The sequence below is a fragment of the Aeromonas sp. R9-2 genome (genome assembly GCF_040908025.1).
In the GTDB taxonomy this organism is placed as follows: domain Bacteria; phylum Pseudomonadota; class Gammaproteobacteria; order Enterobacterales; family Aeromonadaceae; genus Aeromonas; species Aeromonas veronii.
In genome coordinates this window covers 361,259-379,218 of the sequence record NZ_JBFOCX010000020.1, presented here as the reverse complement: position 1 = coordinate 379,218, position 17,960 = coordinate 361,259, and the positions used below count along the sequence as shown (strand labels likewise).

Below are 17,960 nucleotides of genomic sequence, written 5' to 3'. Positions count from 1 at the left end.
CCGTTTCCTTGAAGATTAGGGTTGCAGCCACTGGCTGCAGTCACGACTGCGGGATTGATGCAGCGCGCCCATATCTTGCTTCATCTCGTCACTGTTTTGCCAGCGCTTAGGCAGCGGCATGATGGTTACCTGCACATCGGCTGCGGGATCTGCAACAGAGGTCTCATCTGTACGGGGGACGACCAGCGCTACCTTGAGGGCCGGATTGCGGCTGGCGATGCGACTGGCGAGCCCAAGCCCCCCCTCGACGTGGAAATTGCCGGCGATATGCATGATCTGCTGGCCCGGGTGCTTGGCGAGATAATCCACCATGCTCTCGGCCATGGTGTCATCCCAACTGGTCTGGGCGGCGAAGCGGCGGGCGTTGCTGTCGGCATCGCCGTGGTGCATGGAGGCCATAAATTTCTGGCGATAGGGGTCATCCCCCAGCGTCAGCTGGCGGGCCAGCTGGCTGCGACGTGTGGCTGGCAGTTTGTCGAGCCACTCAGCCCCCTCCTGACCGACACAGCTCACCAGCGGCTTGGGGGCGTTGGCGGCGATCACCGGCATCTGGTGAGCCTTGGCAAACTCCACCAGCGGACGGTAGTCGCTCGGATAGTTGGGCCAGGCGTTGCCTTCGCGGATCAAGGCCGCTTCACCAATCTGGTTCGCCAGATAGGCATCCAGCGTCTTCTGATCGGCGCGGCTGAACTGCTCCATGGAGAGGGCCAATGGCCGACCGTGCTGCTGGCCAGCGGTGTAGAGCCCGCTCAGCAGGCGCGATTGCAACAGATGCACGGCGGGATGGCTGTGCAGCTCACCCACCAGAATGATGTCGGCGTCGGCAATGCGCGCGATTGCTTGCTCCAGCGTCAGGTCTGCTTCTCTTTCGCCGCTTAGCCGGTAGTCATAGAGCGTCTGCAACTGTGATGACTGGGTCGGTTGGGTGGGGGTGGCACAGGCTGCCAGTAGCAGCGGCAGGGCGAGCTGGGGAAGTCGTCTAATCATGGGATCTCACGGCTGATATGCCCGGATGCCGGTGCATCTCGGGGGGCTAATAGAGAATAAGGGCAACACAGGGCGACAGTGTAAAACCAATTTGGTTCAAAACAAATGAGAATGATTTCGTTTCTTGTTGATCTTTGTCGGGAGCCGGGTAATATGCGGCCTGTTTGATAATAGTTCTCAATAAGGATTCGCTGTGACCCATCATAACGCACTCTCTCTGGTTGCCCTCGCCGTGGCGGCCGGTCTCTCCTCCCAGGTCTTTGCTGCCACCCAGAAGGCGGATGAAGTCGTGGTCGTCAGCGGCTCACGGATGGAGCAAAAACTGGAAGATGTCTCCGGCCCCATCTCGGTGATCACCGCCAAGCAGATTGAAGAGCAGGTCGTCACCAACGTTGCTGACCTGTTCCGCTATGAACCCGGTGTGACCGTGCTCGGCGGTCAGGGGGATGCGCAGACCTTCATCATCCGCGGCATGGGGGAAAACCGAGTCAAGGTGGTGCGCGACGGTGTGCGCCAGAACGATGCCTACAGCAAGGGCGGTGTTGGCCAGAGCTACTTCGATACCGACATGATCAAGCAGGTAGAAGTGGCAAAGGGGCCGGCGTCTGCCGCCTACGGCTCCGATGCGCTGGGTGGCGTGATTGCCATCACCACCAAGGATGCGCGCGACTTCCTCAAGGGCAAGGATAGTTATCTGGATGTGACCAGCGGTTACGCCTCCAGCAGCCACCAGAAGATGGCGGGCTTTACCGGCGCCCTGCGCACTGGTGAAGTGGAGAACCTGCTGCGCTACACCTGGCGCGATGGCGGTGTGACCCAGAATTTCGACTCCACCAAAAACGACTTCGATATCGGTACCCACGCCCTGCTGCTCAAGAGCAAGTGGAACCTCTCCGATGAGCAGTTCCTCAAGCTGACCGTTGACTACCTGACCGATGGCGAGGAGCCGGATGCGGTCAAGCTCAACAAGGTCGGTACCGGCACTGCCCGTGTCTTTGATCAGCCCATCACCGACAAGCAGACCGACAACCTCTCAGTGGTGCTGGATCACGGCATCGCGCTGAATCAAGGCTGGGCCGATCGGATGGATAGCAAGGTCTATTTCGCCCGCACCAAGCAGACGCTGGATCAGTACGCCTCATCCAAGTATCCGGTCAGCCCCGGCAACCCCTATGTGACCAAAAACTCGCTGGATCACAACGTGTTCGACCAGAAGAACATCGGCGCCCAGCTGCAGTTCCACAAGGCGGTCGCCAACCACCGCCTGGCCTGGGGGGCTGAATACGAGCACACCGACAACGAACGTACCCGTTACAAGGGGCCGACGACTCCCGGTGATTTTGTCGGCTACAACGAGCTGAGCTTCCCGGCTACCACCAGCGAGCGCAGTGCCCTGTGGGCCTTTGACGAGATCAAGTTTGGCGAGCGCTGGGTGCTGACCCCGGGTGCCCGTTATGACTACTACCGGATGACCCCGGACAACGATCCGGCCTACACAGGCGACAAGCTGCACAAGTTCTCCGAAGGGGAGTTGTCACCCAAGCTGGGTCTGGTGTTCAAGGCCCACGAGGCGGCCAACCTGTTCGCCCAGTACAGCCACGGTTTCAAGGCCCCCATGTATGACAGCGCCTTCTCCACCCTGAACCATCAGGCTTACGGCTATCGCATCGAGCCCAACCCGAACCTCAATCCGGAGAGCAGCGACGGCATCGATCTTGGTGTACGTGGCAGCAGCAACGGCTTCAGCTATGAAGTAGCCAGCTTCTACAACAAGTTTGAAGACTTCATCGAGATGGTGGAAGTGGGCAAAGAGGGGCGCACCGCCGTCTATCAGTACCAGAACCTGAGCAAGGCGACCACCAAAGGGGTCGAAGCCAAGGCGGATTACTGGCTCAACGACATCGTCAATGTCTGGGGCAACCTCGCCTACATCGAAGGCAAGGATGGGGATGGCAACTACATCAACAGCCTGAGCCCGCTCAACGGCTCGATCGGTGTGCGTCTGGAACAGGCCCAATGGAACTTCAACACAGCGCTGCGCTTTGCTGACGACATGGACAAAGTCCGTAAAGACAGCAAAGGCAACGATTATGTGAAGAGCGCCGGTTGGGGTGTGGTAGATATGTACGCCCAGTTCAACCCGATGACCGACCTGCAGCTCAACGTCGGGGTCTTCAACCTGTTTGACAAGGAGTACACCAGCTACGAGCGCATCGCCGGTCGTGATGCAGGTTCCGACAACAGCCTGATGACCGAACCGGGCCGCAACCTGAGTGCACGGGTCAAATACGTATTCTAAAGAGCAAACAACAGACGCAGATGATCAAAGGGGCTTCGGCCCCTTTTTTGTCGCCGCCATGTTGTGACGATGGAGCAGAGGTTTGCCTAAAAAAAGAAACCCGCCATAGGCGGGTGGAAGGATTGCAACACTAACCAGGAGGAGGTGTTACCAGGTAGACCCCACCTCTTCGGTAATAGTTCAATTTTATTGAAGTTTTTTCGTTTTCTGCGCAGGGTTTCCATCGGGATCTGCGGGGGCGGATGGGTTATCATTCTGCTCCCGTCATCCGGTTGCAGAGGATCTATGCCCGCGTTTTCCTGGTTAGCGCTCTTTTTCGGCGCCTTCTATTTTGTCTACGGTGCTTACTTGCCGTTCTGGTCGCTCTGGCTGGAGGGGGTGGGCGTCAGCGCCGAGATGATTGGTCTGCTGCTGGGGGCGGGGATGGCGATCCGCTTTGCCGGCAACCTGATGGTGATGGGGCAGATCAAGGGGGCGGGCCATCTGTTGCCGGTTACCCGGTTGCTCTCCCTGCTCAGTTTGCTGGCGTTTCTCGGCTTCTATCTCAGTCATAACCTCTGGTGGCTGGTGGGCTTGACCCTGCTGGCGAACTTTATCTATCCGACCCTGATGCCGGTGGGAGAGGCGCTGGCGACCCGCATGGTGGTGCAGACCCATCTCGATTACGGCAAGGTGCGGCTGTGCGGTTCGTTTGCCTTTATTGTCGCCTCGACGCTGGTGGGGGCACTGGTGGGCAACTTCGGTAGTGACTGGATTTTGCACACCATGGTGGCGGGGCTGGTGCTGATGCTGCTGCTCAGCTGGCTGCCGCTCTATCCGGCGCCACAGGATAGTCAGGGCGAGCGGGCCAAGGCCTCTTTGTTGGCAACCCTGCGCAGCGCACCGGTACGTCGTTTCTTGCTGCTGACCGCTCTGCTGCAGGGGAGCCACGCCGCCTATTACGGTTTCAGCGCCATCTACTGGAAGGCGCAAGGGTATAGCGGCACCATCATCGGCTATCTCTGGGCGCTCGGGGTGGTAGCGGAGATCTGCATGTTCGCCGCTGACAAGCGGTTCTTGCAGCGCTTTGGCGCCCAGAGCCTCTTTATCGCCGGTGCCATCGGTTGCGTGGTGCGCTGGGTATTGCTGGGTGCCTCGACCGAGTTGTGGGTGCTGGTGCTGGGGCAATTGCTCCACTCGGTGACGTTCGGCATGAGTCATCTGGGGGCGGTGCGTTTTATGACTCGCCAGCTGCCCGCCGAGCAGTTGATCCCGACTCAGGCGCTCTATGCGGCCCTCGGCCTCGGCATGACGGTGGCGGCTCTGATGGCACTTTGCGGCGTGCTGTTCGAGCCTCTCGGCGGCGGCATCTTCTTCCTGATGGTGCTGGTGGTCTTGCCGGTCTTCTTCCTGCGGCTGCGCCCCTTTGCGCCGTCTGCGCAGGAGAGGGCTCCGGCCTGATATTTGTCTATTTGAATCATCACCTAACAAAAGGGAGAGCCACGGCTATCCCTTTTTCGTTGTCGCGGTTGCGCTGTTACTGCTGCTCGCCCAGATAGAGGCGGCTGAGGCGGCGCCAGGTATCCGAGCCGATGGTGCCGGCAAGCAGTTCATTGGAGGCGGCATCAAAGCGGCCATCCGGCAGCCAGCCCAGTTGGGGCAGCAGTTGCGCCATCGTCACGTCATTGTGCTGCAGCTCCCGCTCCAGCGCTTCCCAGAAGGCGCTCCCCTTGACGTAAAAGAGCGGGTAGTAGGAGCGATCGCCCGTCAGCACCTCGCGAGCTGCCCGATAGAGGCCGCTATCGCTATGGGGCAGCTGTTTGCCCCGCTCGGCCAGCTCGTTGACCGCCGTGACTTGATGCAGCCGAAAGCGGCGCAGCGCTTTGATAGCGAGGTACTCGGCGAGGCTCTCATTGACCCAGGTGGGTTGTGGAGCAGAGTGGCGAGCGCTGAGGATATGCACCGCCTCGTGGGCCGAGGTGCGCAGCAGGCGCAAGGGGGCCTGTGGCGTCGGTTTGCCAGCCTCGGTGGGGTAGTTGGCGACAAACACCTGATCTCCGGCTGCGCCGCCAAGGGAGCGGGTCGCCACATCCCGCCCCAGCCACACCAGTTGCCACGGGTGAGTGGGCGGATCCACATCGAGCTGGAAGGCCAGATAGTCGATGATCTCATTCAGTTGCTGCTGCAAGGCCGACAGATCGAGCTGATTGGCGGTCTCGTCATGGCTTAGCACCAGCCGCGGATCCGGCTTGGTGACGGGCACAGTGTCCAGACCAAACGGCAGGATCAGCGGCGGCTGGTTGACATCCGGCAGTGGTTGGCAGCTGCCATCCGGCAGACAAACCTTTCCTTGGCGGCTCCCCATCTGGCGCACAAAGTTACCCCACTCGGTCAATAGCCACTGGTTGGGAGCAAACAGCAGCGACTGTTGGGCCGAGGCATCTGCACCCACTGTCGGAGGGGGGGTGAGCGTGATCTGCCAGCCGATCTCCTTGCAGGAGAAGGGCTGGTTGAGGGCAACCGGCTGGTTGTTTGCAAGGCAGACCAGCGCGGGGGAAACCAGCGTGGCACTGCCCGGCAACTGACGAGCGGGGAGCAGGGTAAAGGGAGGCTTGCCCTGCATGGTGAGGCGCACTTGCAGCACATTGGCGCTGGCGCCCTGCTCTATAAGGTAGCGGGGGCCGTTCGCGTCATTGCCAGCGCAGGCCCACAGCGGCAGCAGCCACAGGGCAAACAGGGTGATATGACGACTCATAAGGGGGTTAGCGCTCCTGCTCGTAGCCCAGCAGATCGCCGGGCTGGCAATTGAGTTCACGGCAGATGGCCTCCAGAGTGGAGAAGCGCACCGCCTTGGCGTGGCCATTCTTGAGGATCGAGAGGTTGGCCTCGGTGATGTCGATGCGCTGGGCCAGTTCGCGGGCGGTCATTTTGCGCTCGGCCAGCAGGGCATCGAGGCGGATGATAATGGGCATAGGATCCTCACACCGTCAGTTGCTGTTCATCGGCCAGCAGTTTGGCCTCGCGCATGACCAGTGCCAGCGCCAGTACGATCAGTCCCGCCAGCAGTACCCGGAAATCGGAGGTACTCAGCGCTATGGTACCGAGTACTTCCGGGCCTCTCATGGTGAGCACCGTATCCAGCAAGGGGGTCAGGATCAATTCGACCAGGAAGGTTGTACAGAGCAGCAGTCCGATCTGCCGGTAGCGGCGGATCTGCTCGAAGGTGAAGAGCAGACCGGCGCGGTAGCCGCGAAACAGCTGACGCAGTTGCCAGAGCATCATCATAAAGACCAGATCCGGCAACAGCTGCACCAGGGTGCCGAGCAGCCGGGTGGAGAAGTGAAGGGGATAGTCGGCAGGATTGATGCCGGGACGGCTCAAGATGGTGTTGAGCTTCTCCTGCAGAAAATCGGCGCCACCGAAGGGGGTCCACACCTCCAGCAAGGTGATCAAAGGTGTCGCCAGCAGTGCCAGCAGTAGCAGCCATTCGATCAGCATGCTCGAGCGTTTGAGTTTGTTGGAGATCATCTCATTCCTCACTGTGATGGTTTTATCTGAAAGGTAAAGTTTATCGTTTATCAATATTCACATCGGCGATGTTTATTGTTTTGCGATATACAGTCAAGATAAAACTTATTGAAAAACGATAATTTCAATCTGTCCGAAGGGGATGACTTTTGGCTGCTGCCTCTCTAGACTGGCGAGGCTGTATACAAAAACTCAACATGGACAAGGAGTTATCGATGCACCAGGGATGGCTGCTGATCGGATTGTCGCTCACCTATCTGGGGCTGCTGTTTCTGATCGCCTTCGTGGCAGACAAGCACAAACGGCACCGTCTCAAGGGGCAACCGCTGCTCTACAGCCTGTCGCTGGCTGTCTACTGCACCTCCTGGACCTTCTTCGGCACCGTGGGGCAGGCGAGTGAATCCCCCTGGTCGCCGGTGCCCATCTACCTTGGCCCCATGCTGGTCTTTCTGTTTGGCTGGCGGCTGCTGGCCCGCCTTATTCTGGTGGCCAAGCGCGAGCACATCACCTCCATCGCTGACTTTATCGCCGCCCGTTACGGCAAATCCCAGCGGCTCGCCATGGTGATCGCCCTCATCGCCATCATGGGGATCCTCCCCTATCTGGTATTGCAGCTCAAAGCCATCGTCACCGGGCTGGATCTGCTGATGGTCAACAGCGGCGGCATCAGCCCGACCAGCAATACCAGCGAGCTGGCGCTCGGGGTCACCCTGCTGCTGGCGCTGTTCAGCATCCTGTTCGGTACTCGCCATCTTGATGCCACCGAGCACCACAGGGGGATGGTTGTGGCCATCGCTTTCGAGTCGGTGGTCAAATTGCTGGCCTTTATCGCGGTGGGGGGCTTTGCCCTCTGGCTGATCCTGAGCAAACCGGGCGAGGCTCACGAGCAGGTGACCCGCGACTTCTTTGCGCAGGTGGTGGCGGTGAGCCCCGGCAACCTGCTGGAGCTTGCCATCTATACGGTGCTGGCGATGTGCGCCGTCATCTGCCTGCCGCGCCAGTTTCATGTGACTGTGGTGGAGAACAATCAGGGGCAGGATCTGCACTGGGCGCGCTGGATCTTCCCGCTCTACCTGTTCGTGATGGGGCTCTTTATCTGGCCGCTGGCACTGGCGGGCAAGCAGTGGGTGGGGGCTGACATGGCCTCCGACACCTATGTGATCAGTCTGCCGATGGCCCTCGGTTTCGATGGCATGGCGATGCTGGCGTTTCTCGGCGGCACCTCGGCGGCCACCGGCATGGTGATCGTCTGCACCATCGCACTGGCGATCATGGTGAGCAACGATCTGGTGCTGCCGGTGCTGCTGCGCCGCTTCTGGCGGCAGGGGCGCGACGAGCGGCTGGTGCGGCTGCTGTTGCAGGTGCGCCGTGGCGCCATCCTGCTGATCTTGCTGGCGGCCTGGGGGCTTTACCTGTGGCTCGGCGATCTCACCAGCTTGTCGCGCATCGGCTATCTCTCCTTTGGCGCGGTGGCCCAGTTTGCGCCGGCCCTGCTGCTCGGCCTCTACTGGCGTCATGGCAATCGCAAGGGGGTCTATCTTGGGTTGAGCCTCGGGGTGAGCCTCTGGTTCGTGACCTTACTGGTGGAGAGCGGACTGCTGGTCGGTTCACCGCTGGCTGAACTGCTGGCGCCGCCGGACTGGCCCGCATTTCGCGAGCTGAGTCTCGGAGCCTGGTGCATCTTCCTGAGCCTGCTATTCAACCTGCTCGGTTATGTGGCGGGCTCGCTGCTGTCGCGCCCTGCGGTGAGCGAGCGGCTGCAGGCCGCCAACTTTGTCGGCAAGCCGAGCCGCGATACCGCCGCCCTCTATCAGGCGCGGGTCTCGGTCAAGGAGCTGGAGATGCTGGCGGCCCGCTTTGTCGGCTCAAGCCGGGTCAAGCGCGCCTTTGGTCGCTTCGCTGGTGAGCGGGGCGGCACCCTTGCTCCGCAGATGCAGGCTTCGGCCGAGCTGATTGCCCACACCGAGCGGCTGCTGGCGGGGGTATTTGGCACTTCGTCGGCGCGGCTGGTGCTCGCCTCGGCCCTGCAGGGGCGCAACATGCAGCTCGAGGAGATCGCCACCATTGTCGATGAGGCCTCCGACGTGTTTCGCTTCAACCGCGGTCTGCTGCAGGGTGCGATCGAGCATATCGGGCAGGGGATCTCGGTGGTGGACAGGGAACTTCGGCTGGTGGCCTGGAACCGCCGCTACATCGAGCTGTTCCACTATCCGCCCGGGCTTATTCAGGCTGGGCGTCCTATTGAGGAGATCATTCGCTACAACGCCCAGCAGGGACTCTGTGGCCCCGGTGATATCGAGGATCACGTGGCGCGGCGGGTTGCCTTTATGAAGCGCGGCAGCGCCCATATCTCGGCGCGGGAGCGCCCGGACGGGCGGGTGATCGAGATGCAGGGCAACCCCATGCCCGCCGGTGGTTTTGTCATGACCTTTACCGACATCACCCCGTTTCGCGATGCGGAGCGGGTGCTGCGCGAAGCGAACGAACATCTGGAGGCGCGGGTGGCCGAGCGTACCCGTGAGCTCTCCGAACTCAACCGCCAACTATTGCTGGTGAACCAGCAGGTGGAGCGGGCCAATCAATCCAAGAGCCGTTTTCTGGCGGCGGTCAGCCACGATCTGACCCAGCCCCTCAATGCGGCCAAGCTGTTTACCTCCTCCCTGCTGGAGATGTTGCCCGATGCTGGCGAGCAGGCCCGCATTGCCCGCCATATCGATGATGCGCTGGGGGCGACCGAGGATCTCATCACCGATCTGCTCGATATCTCGCGGCTCGAAGCGGGCAAGTTCAAGGCCAAGAAGCTCGACTTTGCCCTGCGCGATCTGCTCGACAACCTCAAGGCGGAGTTTGGCGTACTGGCACAGGCGGGGGGGATCCACTTCTCGGTGGTGGAGAGCAAGCACGCGGTGCACAGCGATGTGCGGCTGCTGCGCCGGGTGCTGCAGAACTTCCTCACCAATGCGTTTCGCTACAACCCGGGGGGGAGGGTGCTGCTTGGTTGCCGCCGGATGGGTGACAAGATCCGCATCGAGGTGTGGGATAACGGCCCCGGCATCCCGCAGGACAAGCAGGAGGCGATCTTCGACGAGTTCTCCCGCCTCGATCACTCCCGCACCGCCAAGGAGCAGGGGCTGGGTCTGGGGCTCGCCATCGCCCGCGGCATCTCGCAGGTGCTCGGTCATCAGCTCACATTGCAGAGCTGGCCGGGCAAGGGATCGGTCTTTGCGGTGACCCTCAATCTGGCGACCCGGCCGGTCACGGCTCATCAGCTGGCGGCGCCGGTGGTGCGTGACAGCCAGCTGGAAGGTGTAGCCGTGCTCTGTATCGACAACGAGCGGGACATTCTGACCGCCATGAGCACCCTGCTCGGCCGTTGGGGCTGCGAGGTGCGCTGCGCCGTCGATCTGGCCGAAGCCGAGGCGCTGGTGGCACAAGGGTTTGTACCGAGACTGGTGCTCTCCGATTACCACCTCGACGACGGCAAGACCGGGTTGGAGGCGCTCGCTGCCCTGCAACGGGTGTGTGGCGACGAGCTGGGAGGCATCATCATCAGTGCCGATCGCAAGAGCGAGTTGCAGGCGCAGATCCGCGAGCGGGGGTATGGCTACATCAGCAAACCGGTCAAACCACTCAAACTGCGGGCCCTGATGAACAGTCTGCTGCTGCGCTAGCCACATCCGAGGCGGCTAGCCGTGAACCGGCTCACAAAACCGCGCAATGATCCCGTGGACCCTGGTCATGGATCAATGCCGAAAACAGAGATTTATTGGCGAAGATATCTTCATCTTCCTGCGCAATCGCCGCCAGTTACAGTATTGGCTTGCCACTGTCGGTGAACGCCGACAGTGGCAGACCGGATTGGCTCACTCTATAGTCGGGATGCGATTTTTTGCATCGCAAATGAAGTAACCGAAGGGCAAACCGATCGCAAGATCGGGACGCAAAGCTTCCGGTCCAGGGATGAGCCGTACTTGAGATAGCGGGGCCACCACAGGTTGTTGTGCACCTTTGCCAAGAGGCCGCACTGCCGTCTGCGTTACCTGTCAGGGCGTAGCCCTTTTCGTTGCCAACATAACGAAATAGGGAAATATAAAAATGCTAAGTCCAAAGCCTACCATGCTGGCCCTCGCGGTCGGTCTGTGCTGCGCCTCGTCCGCTTATGCTGCGGCGCCCGGCAAGCCCACCATCGGATGGGGCCCCACCAAGTTTTCCATCGTTGAAGTCGATCAGGCGGCTACTGCCTACAACAATCTGGTCAAGGTAAAGGATGCCGCCGATGTGGAGGTGAACTGGAACCTCTGGAGCGGCGATCTGGGCCAGAGTGCCAAGGTGCTGCTCAATGGTCAGGAGGTGTGGTCCGGCCCCTCGGCCGCGGCGGGCAGCGCCAAATTCAAGGTGAAGAAAGGGGGGCGCTACCAGATGCAGGTGGCGCTGTGCAACGCCGATGGCTGTACCCTCTCTGATGCCAAGGAGATCGTGGTTGCCGATACCGACGGCAGCCATCTGGCGCCACTTAAGGCGCCGCTGCAGGAGAACAACAAGCCCTACGCCAACAAGTCCGGCAAGGTGGTGGGGACTTACTATGTGGAGTGGGGGGTCTATGGCCGCAAGTTTACGGTGGACAAGATCCCGGCCCAGAACCTGACCCATATCCTCTATGGTTTCACCCCCATCTGCGGCGGGGATGGCCTCAACGACAGCCTCAAGGAGATCGAAGGGAGCTTCCAGGCGCTGCAGCGGGCGTGTGCCGGTCGCGCCGACTTCAAGGTGGCGATGCACGATCCCTGGGCCGCCATCCAGATGCCGCAAGGCAACCTCACCGCCCATGATGAGCCCTACAAGGGCAACTTTGGCGCTCTGATGGCGCTCAAGCAGGCCTATCCGAACCTCAAGATCCTCCCCTCGGTCGGCGGCTGGACCCTCTCCGACCCCTTCTACTTCCTCGGTGACAAAACCAAGCGCGATGTGTTCGTCGGCTCGGTAAAAGAGTTCCTGCAGACCTGGAAATTCTTCGATGGCGTGGATATCGACTGGGAGTACCCGGGCGGACAGGGGGCCAACCCGAAACTGGGCAGCCCGAGCGATGGTGCCACCTATGTGGCCCTGATGAAGGAGCTGCGGGCCATGCTCGACGAGCTGGAGGCCGAGACCAGGCGCCAGTATGAGCTCACCTCGGCCATCGGGGCGGGGGGCGACAAGATCCAGGATGTGGACTACAAGGCGGCCCAGCCCTACATGGACCACATCTTCATGATGACCTACGACTACAACGGTGGCTGGAGCAACACCGAGCTGGGCCACCAGACCAACCTCTATGCGGCGAGCTGGGATCCCGATACCAAGTACACCACCGACAAGGCGGTCAATCAGCTGCTGGCGCAGGGGGTTGAACCCGGCAAGCTGGTGGTCGGGGCAGCCATGTATGGCCGTGGCTGGACCGGGGTAAGTGGTTATCAGGGCAACAACCCCTTCACCGGCAAGGCGACCGGCAAGGTAAAAGGGACCTGGGAGGACGGGGTGGTGGATTACCGCGACATCGTCAATAACCGGATGGGGGCTGGCTGGGAGCAGGGCTATGACGAAGTGGCCGAGGCGCCCTATCTGTTCAAGGCGGCGACCGGTGATCTCATCACCTATGACAACGAGCGCTCGGTCAAGGCCAAGGGGCAGTATGTGCTGGCCAACAAGCTCGGTGGCCTCTTCTCCTGGGAGATCGATGCCGACAACGGTGACATCCTCAACGCCATGCACGAGGGGCTGGGCCACGGCGAGGGGACGACTCCACCAGCCAACAAGCCGCCGCTGGCCAACGCGGGCAGTGACCTCAAGGTGACCGGCCCGACCGAGGTGACGCTGGATGGTTCGGCCTCCCACGATCCGGAAAACAGCGCGCTCAGGTACAGCTGGAAGCAGATCTCCGGCCCGCAGGCTGCCCTGCTGGATGCCACTCAGGCCAAGGCCCGTGTTGTACTCGATGCGGTGACTGCCGACATCAATCTGGTGTTTGAGCTGACGGTGACCGATGACCAGCTGTTGAGTGCCAAGGATCAGGTGGTGGTGACCAACAAGGCGCCGCAGGCCAATCTGGCGCCGGTGGTGAGTGTACCTGCCACGGCCTCTGTGGAGGCGGGCAAGCAGGTGACCATCAAGGCGACCGCCTCTGATCCGAACGGTGATCCGTTGACCTATCAGTGGAGCGTGCCGGCAGGCATCACCGCAACGGGTCAGAACAGCGCCACCCTGGTGGTGACTGGCCCGAACGTCACCAGCGACACCGGCTATGACCTGAGCGTCACCGTCTCCGACGGTGGGTTGGATGCCAGTGCGGCAACCCGTCTGACGGTCAAACCGGCCAGCAGCGGCGGTGGTTGCACGGCGACCGATCCGGATGCGGCCAACTGGCCAGTCTGGAAAGCGGCCAGCACCTATAACAGCGGCGACAAGGTGAGCCACAACCAGCTGGTGTGGCAGGCCAAGTACTGGACCCAGGGCAACGAGCCTAGCCGCACCGCGGATCAGTGGCTGCTGGTGAGCAAGGTGCAACTGGGTTGGGATGCCAATGTGGCCTACAACGGTGGCGAGCTCACCACCCATAACGGCCGTCAGTGGAAGGCGCAGTACTGGACCAAGGGCAATGAGCCCGGCAAACACGACGTCTGGCAGGATGTGGGAGCCGCCAGCTGTAAATAAGCATTGAATGGTGGCGGGGCATGCCAGTCATGCCCCGTTTTTTCTCCCCGCTTCGCCACATTCTGGCGGGTCTGCCAACCGGTTTCCCCCAGCTTCTCTCGTGTCCCTGCAAAGTGCTCACTCTTGCCTAGTGATTAATGCTCTCCCCGATAGCTGGCATCTGTGCCGCACGTTGCTCTTTGTGGTGCCGCTTGTGTTGGTACATGTCGGCATCGGCTCTGGCAAACGCAGCGGCAAAGTCGCCGCGATAGGGGGCCATCCCCATGCTGCACGAGATAGTGGGGGAGGCGCTGGCCAGCATGGTCGTCAGCCTGGCCATCGCCTGTTGCAGCTCGGTCGGTGTCAGAGTGGTGAGCAGCACAAACTCATCCCCGCCGAAGCGGGCGGCAATCACCCCCTGACCGAAGTGCTGGCGTATGCCATCTGCGATAAGGCGCAGGGCCTGATCACCCGCTAAATGGCCACTGCTGTCATTGAGCTGCTTGAGATTATCCATGTCGATCAGCAGCAGGGTGCCTTCCGGCTGTGCTTGCAGAGCGAGTTCGAATTGCTGGCGATTGGCGAGCCCGGTCAGCTGGTCGGTATTGGCCAGCTGATAGATGCGGCGGGATTGCTGATAGATGGTGATGGCGTGGCGAATATCCCGCGCCAGAATCGCCATCAGGTGGCTGTCGTAGCGGGTAAAGGCATTACGTTTGCTGCTGTCCATATTGATCATGCCGTAGAGCTGACCATCGATATGGATCGGGGTCGCCAGCGTAGCCTGGATGGGTAGGTCGGTGCAGTTGACCAGCAGCTCTCTGTCCTGTTCGGACAGGGGCATGGTGGCATTTATCTTCGACAGGTCGTTGATCAGCAAGGTTTTGTTGCAACGCCCCTGAGTCAGCTTGTACTGAAAGGTGTGCTCCAGCGGCAGATTGATCCGCCGCAGTTTCACCAGATCCATGCCGATGGCCGCTTCATATCTCAACATGCCTGTGCCCGGCAGCAGCTTGATCAGGCAGCCCATCTCGGCTCCCGGGATCAACATCACGGCTCGTCTGAGCAGATCCTCCAGAAAGGCCTCTTCGGTCTGGTATTGCGCCGAGTTGCGGGCCAGTTCGGCGGTGGTTTCGTTGATCTTGAGCGCCTCACTCAGATGCTGCCACTGGCGGTGCAGATGGTAGCGGTAGTGGCGATAGAGCCAGAAGGTGCAGATAAGGTAGCTCTGGACTAGCAAGGTGCTGGCAAGCGGCGCCCTTTGCCAGCCATTGAGGCTGTTGATAAGCCAGATCATCCCGGCCAGTGGCAAGGCATAAATCGTCAAACGAACAAATTTGTCGTATCTGGATAACCGGGTGCGTGAGGGCAATTCGCTGGGCATGAAGACACCTGCTGGCCATGCAAAGCGGCGATTATAAATTCATTAGTTGCGATACAGATGGGTCTTTTGTCGCATATTGTTCTTACTCATTGATTTTTCTCAATTTGGTGTGATGCAGATCAAAAAATGGTGTGAAGTATCTGGTTGGAGGTGATGAGAGTAGGTCTGCATATCCGGCTGTTTTTTAAACATTAATTTCTTGAAAGTGGCTAATTGTCGGGGTTGGTAACTGGTGGGCTGGCAATGGTCCGATTTGCTTACTTATCAGAATTACCCTACAGTCAATCGGCGATTATTTATCGCCAGAAATAACGTTGTGACAAGGGCAAACCGATTGAAAAGTCGGGACGCAAAGCTTCCGGTCTAAGGGTCAAGACGACCTAGGATAGCGGGGCCACCACAGTAGAATGCAGGCTGCCTTTGCCAAGGGGTGGCCGTTTTTGTGTCACCTGTCGTGTTGCGTTGCCCTTTCGTTTTTCCAATAACGAAAAGGAAAGCAATATGCTAAGTCCAAAACCTGCACTGCTGGCCATGATGGTCGGTACCCTGCTCGCCTCCTCCGCCGCTTATGCGGCAGCGCCCGGCAAACCCGCCATCGGTTGGGGTCCTACCAAGTTTGCCATCGTCGAAGTCAGCCAGTCCGCGACCGCTTATAACGAGCTGGTCAAGGTGAAGGATGGCGCCGATGTGACCGTCACCTGGAATCTCTGGAACGGCGATATTGGCCAGAGTGCCAAGGTGCTGCTGGATGGCAAGGAGGTGTGGTCCGGTCCCTCTTCCGCCGCGGGTACCGCCACCTTCAAGGTGCACAAGGGGGGCCGCTATCAGATGCAGGTCGCGCTGTGCAACGGCGATGGCTGTACCCAGTCTGATGCCAAGGAGATCGTGGTCGCCGATACCGATGGCAGCCACCTTGCGCCGCTCAAGCCTGCCCTGCAGGAGAATAACAAACCCTATGTCAACAAGTCCGGCAAGGTGGTCGGTACCTACTATGTGGAGTGGGGGGTCTATGATCGCAACTTCACCGTGGACAAGCTGCCAGCCCAGAACCTGACCCATATCCTCTATGGCTTCACCCCGATCTGTGGCGGTGATGGCCTCAACGACAGCCTCAAAGAGATTGCCGGCAGCTTCCAGGCGCTGCAACGTGCCTGTGCCGGGCGCAAGGATTTCCAGGTCGCCATTCACGATCCCTGGGCCGCGCTGCAAAAAGGGCAGGGGTCACTGGTTGCCTGGGATGAGCCCTACAAGGGCAACTTCGGCAATCTGATGGCCCTCAAGCAGGCCTATCCGGACCTGAAGATCCTCCCCTCAGTCGGTGGCTGGACCCTCTCCGACCCCTTCTTCTTCATGCATGACAAGGCCAAGCGTGACGTGTTCGTCGCCTCGGTCAAAGAGTTCCTGCAGACCTGGAAGTTCTTCGACGGTGTCGATATCGACTATGAGTTCCCGGGCGGCGACGGTGCCAACCCCAATCTGGGGGACAAGACCAAAGATGGTGAAACCTATGTGCTGATCATGAAGGATCTGCGCGCCATGCTCGACGAGCTAGAGGCCGAGACCGGTCGCACCTATCAGCTCACCTCTGCCATCGGTGCCGGTTACGACAAGATTGAGGATGTGGATTACAAGGCTGCCCAGCAGTACATGGACCACCTCTTCGTGATGAGTTACGACTACAACGGTGCCTGGAGCAATACTTCCCTGGGTCATCAGGCCAACCTCTATCAGGCTACCAACGGCTCGGCCAACAAGCGCTACAACACTGATGCAGCGGTGCAGCAGTTGCTGGCGCAGGGGGTCGACCCCGAGAAGCTGGTGATCGGTGCCGCCGCCTACGGTCGCGGTTGGAAAGGGGTGAGCGGTTATCAGGGCAACGATCCCTTCACCGGCACCGCCACCGGCAAGATCAAGGGCACCTGGGAAGATGGCGTGCTGGATTATCGCCACATCGTCAACAGTCATATGGGCGCAGGCTGGGAGTACAACTACGACGAGACTGCCGAAGCTGCCACCCTGTTCAAGCCCTCCACCGGCGAGCTGATCACCTATGACGACGAGCGCTCGGTCAAGGCGAAAGGCCAATACGTGCTGGCCAACAAGCTGGGCGGGCTCTTCTCATGGGAGATCGATGCCGACAATGGCGACATCCTTAACGCCATGCACGAAGGTCTCGGTCACGGTGAAGGGGTTACCCCGCCAGCCAACAAGCCGCCAGTCGCCAATGCGGGCAGCGATCTGAGTGTCACTGGCCCGACCGAGGTGACGCTGAACGGCTCCGCCTCCCACGACCCGGAAAATGGCCACCTCACCTATAGCTGGAAGCAGGTCTCCGGCCCGCAGGCCGCTCTACTTGATGCCACTCAGGCCAAGGCTCGGGTTGTACTCGATGCAGTGTCCGCCGACATCAATCTGGTGTTCGAGCTGACGGTGACCGATGACCATCAACTGACTGCCAGGGATCAGGTGGTGGTGACCAACAAGGCGCCGCAGCCCAACTTGCCTCCGGTGGTGACTTTGCCTGCCAGCGTCAAGGTGGAAGAGGCCAAGCAGGTGACCATCACCGCCAAGGCATCCGACCCCAATGGCGACGAGCTGATCTACCAGTGGCAAGTGCCTGCCGGTATCACGGCGACCGGCCAGAACAGCGCCACCCTGGTGGTCACCGGCCCGGCGGTGGATACCGAAACCGGTTATGACCTCTCTGTGACCGTCTCCGATGGCGCACTCGATGCCAACGCGGCCACCCGTCTCACCGTCACGCCAATCAACGAAGGTGGTGAGGGGGGCTCTTGCAGCACCACAGATCCGGAAGCGGCGAATGTTCCCGCATGGCAGGCCAGCAAGGTCTACAACGGCGGTGACAAGGTGAGCCATAACCAGCTGGTATGGCAGGCCAAGTACTGGACTCAGGGTAATGAGCCGAGCCGCGCCGCCGATCAGTGGGCGCTGCTGAGTCAGGTTGATCTGGGCTGGAACGCTGCCGTTGCCTACAACGGCGGGGATCTCACCAACCACAACGGCCGTCAGTGGAAGGCCAAGTGGTGGACTCAAGGCAATGAGCCGGGCAAGCACGATGTCTGGCTGGATATCGGGGCAGCAAGCTGTAACTGA

General features: G+C 60.4%; 10 protein-coding genes and 2 riboswitches. Of the genes, 5 read left to right on the top strand and 5 right to left on the bottom strand.

The window, feature by feature from the left end; all coding sequences use genetic code 11:
* Window positions 1-15: 15 nt before the first annotated feature.
* The gene (locus tag AB5Y71_RS07750) at window positions 16-987 is read right to left on the bottom strand and encodes a ChaN family lipoprotein (protein ID WP_368171325.1); all 972 of its coding nucleotides are present in this window, start codon (window positions 985-987) and stop codon (window positions 16-18) included.
* Between the two features lie 193 nt (window positions 988-1,180).
* On the opposite strand from AB5Y71_RS07750, the gene AB5Y71_RS07745 reads away from it, so the two are divergent.
* The gene (locus tag AB5Y71_RS07745) at window positions 1,181-3,286 is read left to right on the top strand and encodes a TonB-dependent hemoglobin/transferrin/lactoferrin family receptor (protein ID WP_368171324.1); all 2,106 of its coding nucleotides are present in this window, start codon (window positions 1,181-1,183) and stop codon (window positions 3,284-3,286) included.
* A 285-nt stretch (window positions 3,287-3,571) separates the two neighbouring features.
* The gene (locus AB5Y71_RS07740; RefSeq protein ID WP_368171323.1) at window positions 3,572-4,726 is read left to right on the top strand and encodes a 3-phenylpropionate MFS transporter; all 1,155 of its coding nucleotides are present in this window, start codon (window positions 3,572-3,574) and stop codon (window positions 4,724-4,726) included.
* A gap of 76 nt (window positions 4,727-4,802) precedes the next feature.
* Here AB5Y71_RS07740 and AB5Y71_RS07735 read toward each other — a convergent pair whose 3' ends face one another.
* From AB5Y71_RS07735 to AB5Y71_RS07725, 3 genes are read right to left on the bottom strand one after another with little or no spacing between them, the layout of a single operon-like run.
* The gene (locus tag AB5Y71_RS07735; protein ID WP_368171322.1) at window positions 4,803-6,020 is read right to left on the bottom strand and encodes a hypothetical protein; all 1,218 of its coding nucleotides are present in this window, start codon (window positions 6,018-6,020) and stop codon (window positions 4,803-4,805) included.
* 7 nt (window positions 6,021-6,027) lie between these two features.
* A complete protein-coding gene (locus AB5Y71_RS07730) occupies window positions 6,028-6,237 on the bottom strand; it encodes a helix-turn-helix transcriptional regulator (protein ID WP_005348179.1) in 210 nt (69 codons plus the stop codon).
* A gap of 7 nt (window positions 6,238-6,244) precedes the next feature.
* A complete protein-coding gene (locus AB5Y71_RS07725) occupies window positions 6,245-6,793 on the bottom strand; it encodes a DUF2975 domain-containing protein (RefSeq protein ID WP_368171321.1) in 549 nt (182 codons plus the stop codon).
* 215 nt (window positions 6,794-7,008) lie between these two features.
* Between AB5Y71_RS07725 and AB5Y71_RS07720 the strand changes: the two genes are divergently transcribed.
* Window positions 7,009-10,464, top strand: coding sequence for a NahK/ErcS family hybrid sensor histidine kinase/response regulator (locus AB5Y71_RS07720; RefSeq protein ID WP_368171320.1), 3,456 nt, complete (start codon window positions 7,009-7,011; stop codon window positions 10,462-10,464).
* Window positions 10,465-10,698: 234 nt separating this feature from the next.
* Window positions 10,699-10,786: riboswitch (cyclic di-GMP riboswitch) on the top strand.
* A 102-nt stretch (window positions 10,787-10,888) separates the two neighbouring features.
* Window positions 10,889-13,483 (top strand): glycosyl hydrolase family 18 protein, encoded by a 2,595-nt coding sequence (locus tag AB5Y71_RS07715; protein ID WP_368171319.1) that lies wholly within the window; start codon window positions 10,889-10,891, stop codon window positions 13,481-13,483.
* A 127-nt stretch (window positions 13,484-13,610) separates the two neighbouring features.
* Here AB5Y71_RS07715 and AB5Y71_RS07710 read toward each other — a convergent pair whose 3' ends face one another.
* The gene (locus AB5Y71_RS07710; RefSeq protein WP_368171318.1) at window positions 13,611-14,846 is read right to left on the bottom strand and encodes a diguanylate cyclase; all 1,236 of its coding nucleotides are present in this window, start codon (window positions 14,844-14,846) and stop codon (window positions 13,611-13,613) included.
* A gap of 314 nt (window positions 14,847-15,160) precedes the next feature.
* Window positions 15,161-15,248: riboswitch (cyclic di-GMP riboswitch) on the top strand.
* A 99-nt stretch (window positions 15,249-15,347) separates the two neighbouring features.
* Between AB5Y71_RS07710 and AB5Y71_RS07705 the strand changes: the two genes are divergently transcribed.
* Entirely contained in the window at window positions 15,348-17,960 is a 2,613-nt protein-coding gene (locus tag AB5Y71_RS07705) for a glycosyl hydrolase family 18 protein (RefSeq protein ID WP_368171317.1), read from the top strand.

Excerpts from the sequence above, each read along its gene's own strand:
- AB5Y71_RS07750 (WP_368171325.1), bottom strand. The coding sequence starts at position 987 with ATGATTAGACGACTTCCCCAGCTCGCCCTGCCGCTGCTACTGGCAGCC.
- AB5Y71_RS07740 (WP_368171323.1), top strand. The coding sequence starts at position 3,572 with ATGCCCGCGTTTTCCTGGTTAGCGCTCTTTTTCGGCGCCTTCTATTTT.
- AB5Y71_RS07735 (WP_368171322.1), bottom strand. The coding sequence starts at position 6,020 with ATGAGTCGTCATATCACCCTGTTTGCCCTGTGGCTGCTGCCGCTGTGG.
- AB5Y71_RS07730 (WP_005348179.1), bottom strand. The coding sequence starts at position 6,237 with ATGCCCATTATCATCCGCCTCGATGCCCTGCTGGCCGAGCGCAAAATG.
- AB5Y71_RS07725 (WP_368171321.1), bottom strand. The coding sequence starts at position 6,793 with ATGATCTCCAACAAACTCAAACGCTCGAGCATGCTGATCGAATGGCTG.
- AB5Y71_RS07720 (WP_368171320.1), top strand. The coding sequence starts at position 7,009 with ATGCACCAGGGATGGCTGCTGATCGGATTGTCGCTCACCTATCTGGGG.
- AB5Y71_RS07715 (WP_368171319.1), top strand. The coding sequence starts at position 10,889 with ATGCTAAGTCCAAAGCCTACCATGCTGGCCCTCGCGGTCGGTCTGTGC.
- AB5Y71_RS07710 (WP_368171318.1), bottom strand. The coding sequence starts at position 14,846 with ATGCCCAGCGAATTGCCCTCACGCACCCGGTTATCCAGATACGACAAA.
- AB5Y71_RS07705 (WP_368171317.1), top strand. The coding sequence starts at position 15,348 with ATGCTAAGTCCAAAACCTGCACTGCTGGCCATGATGGTCGGTACCCTG.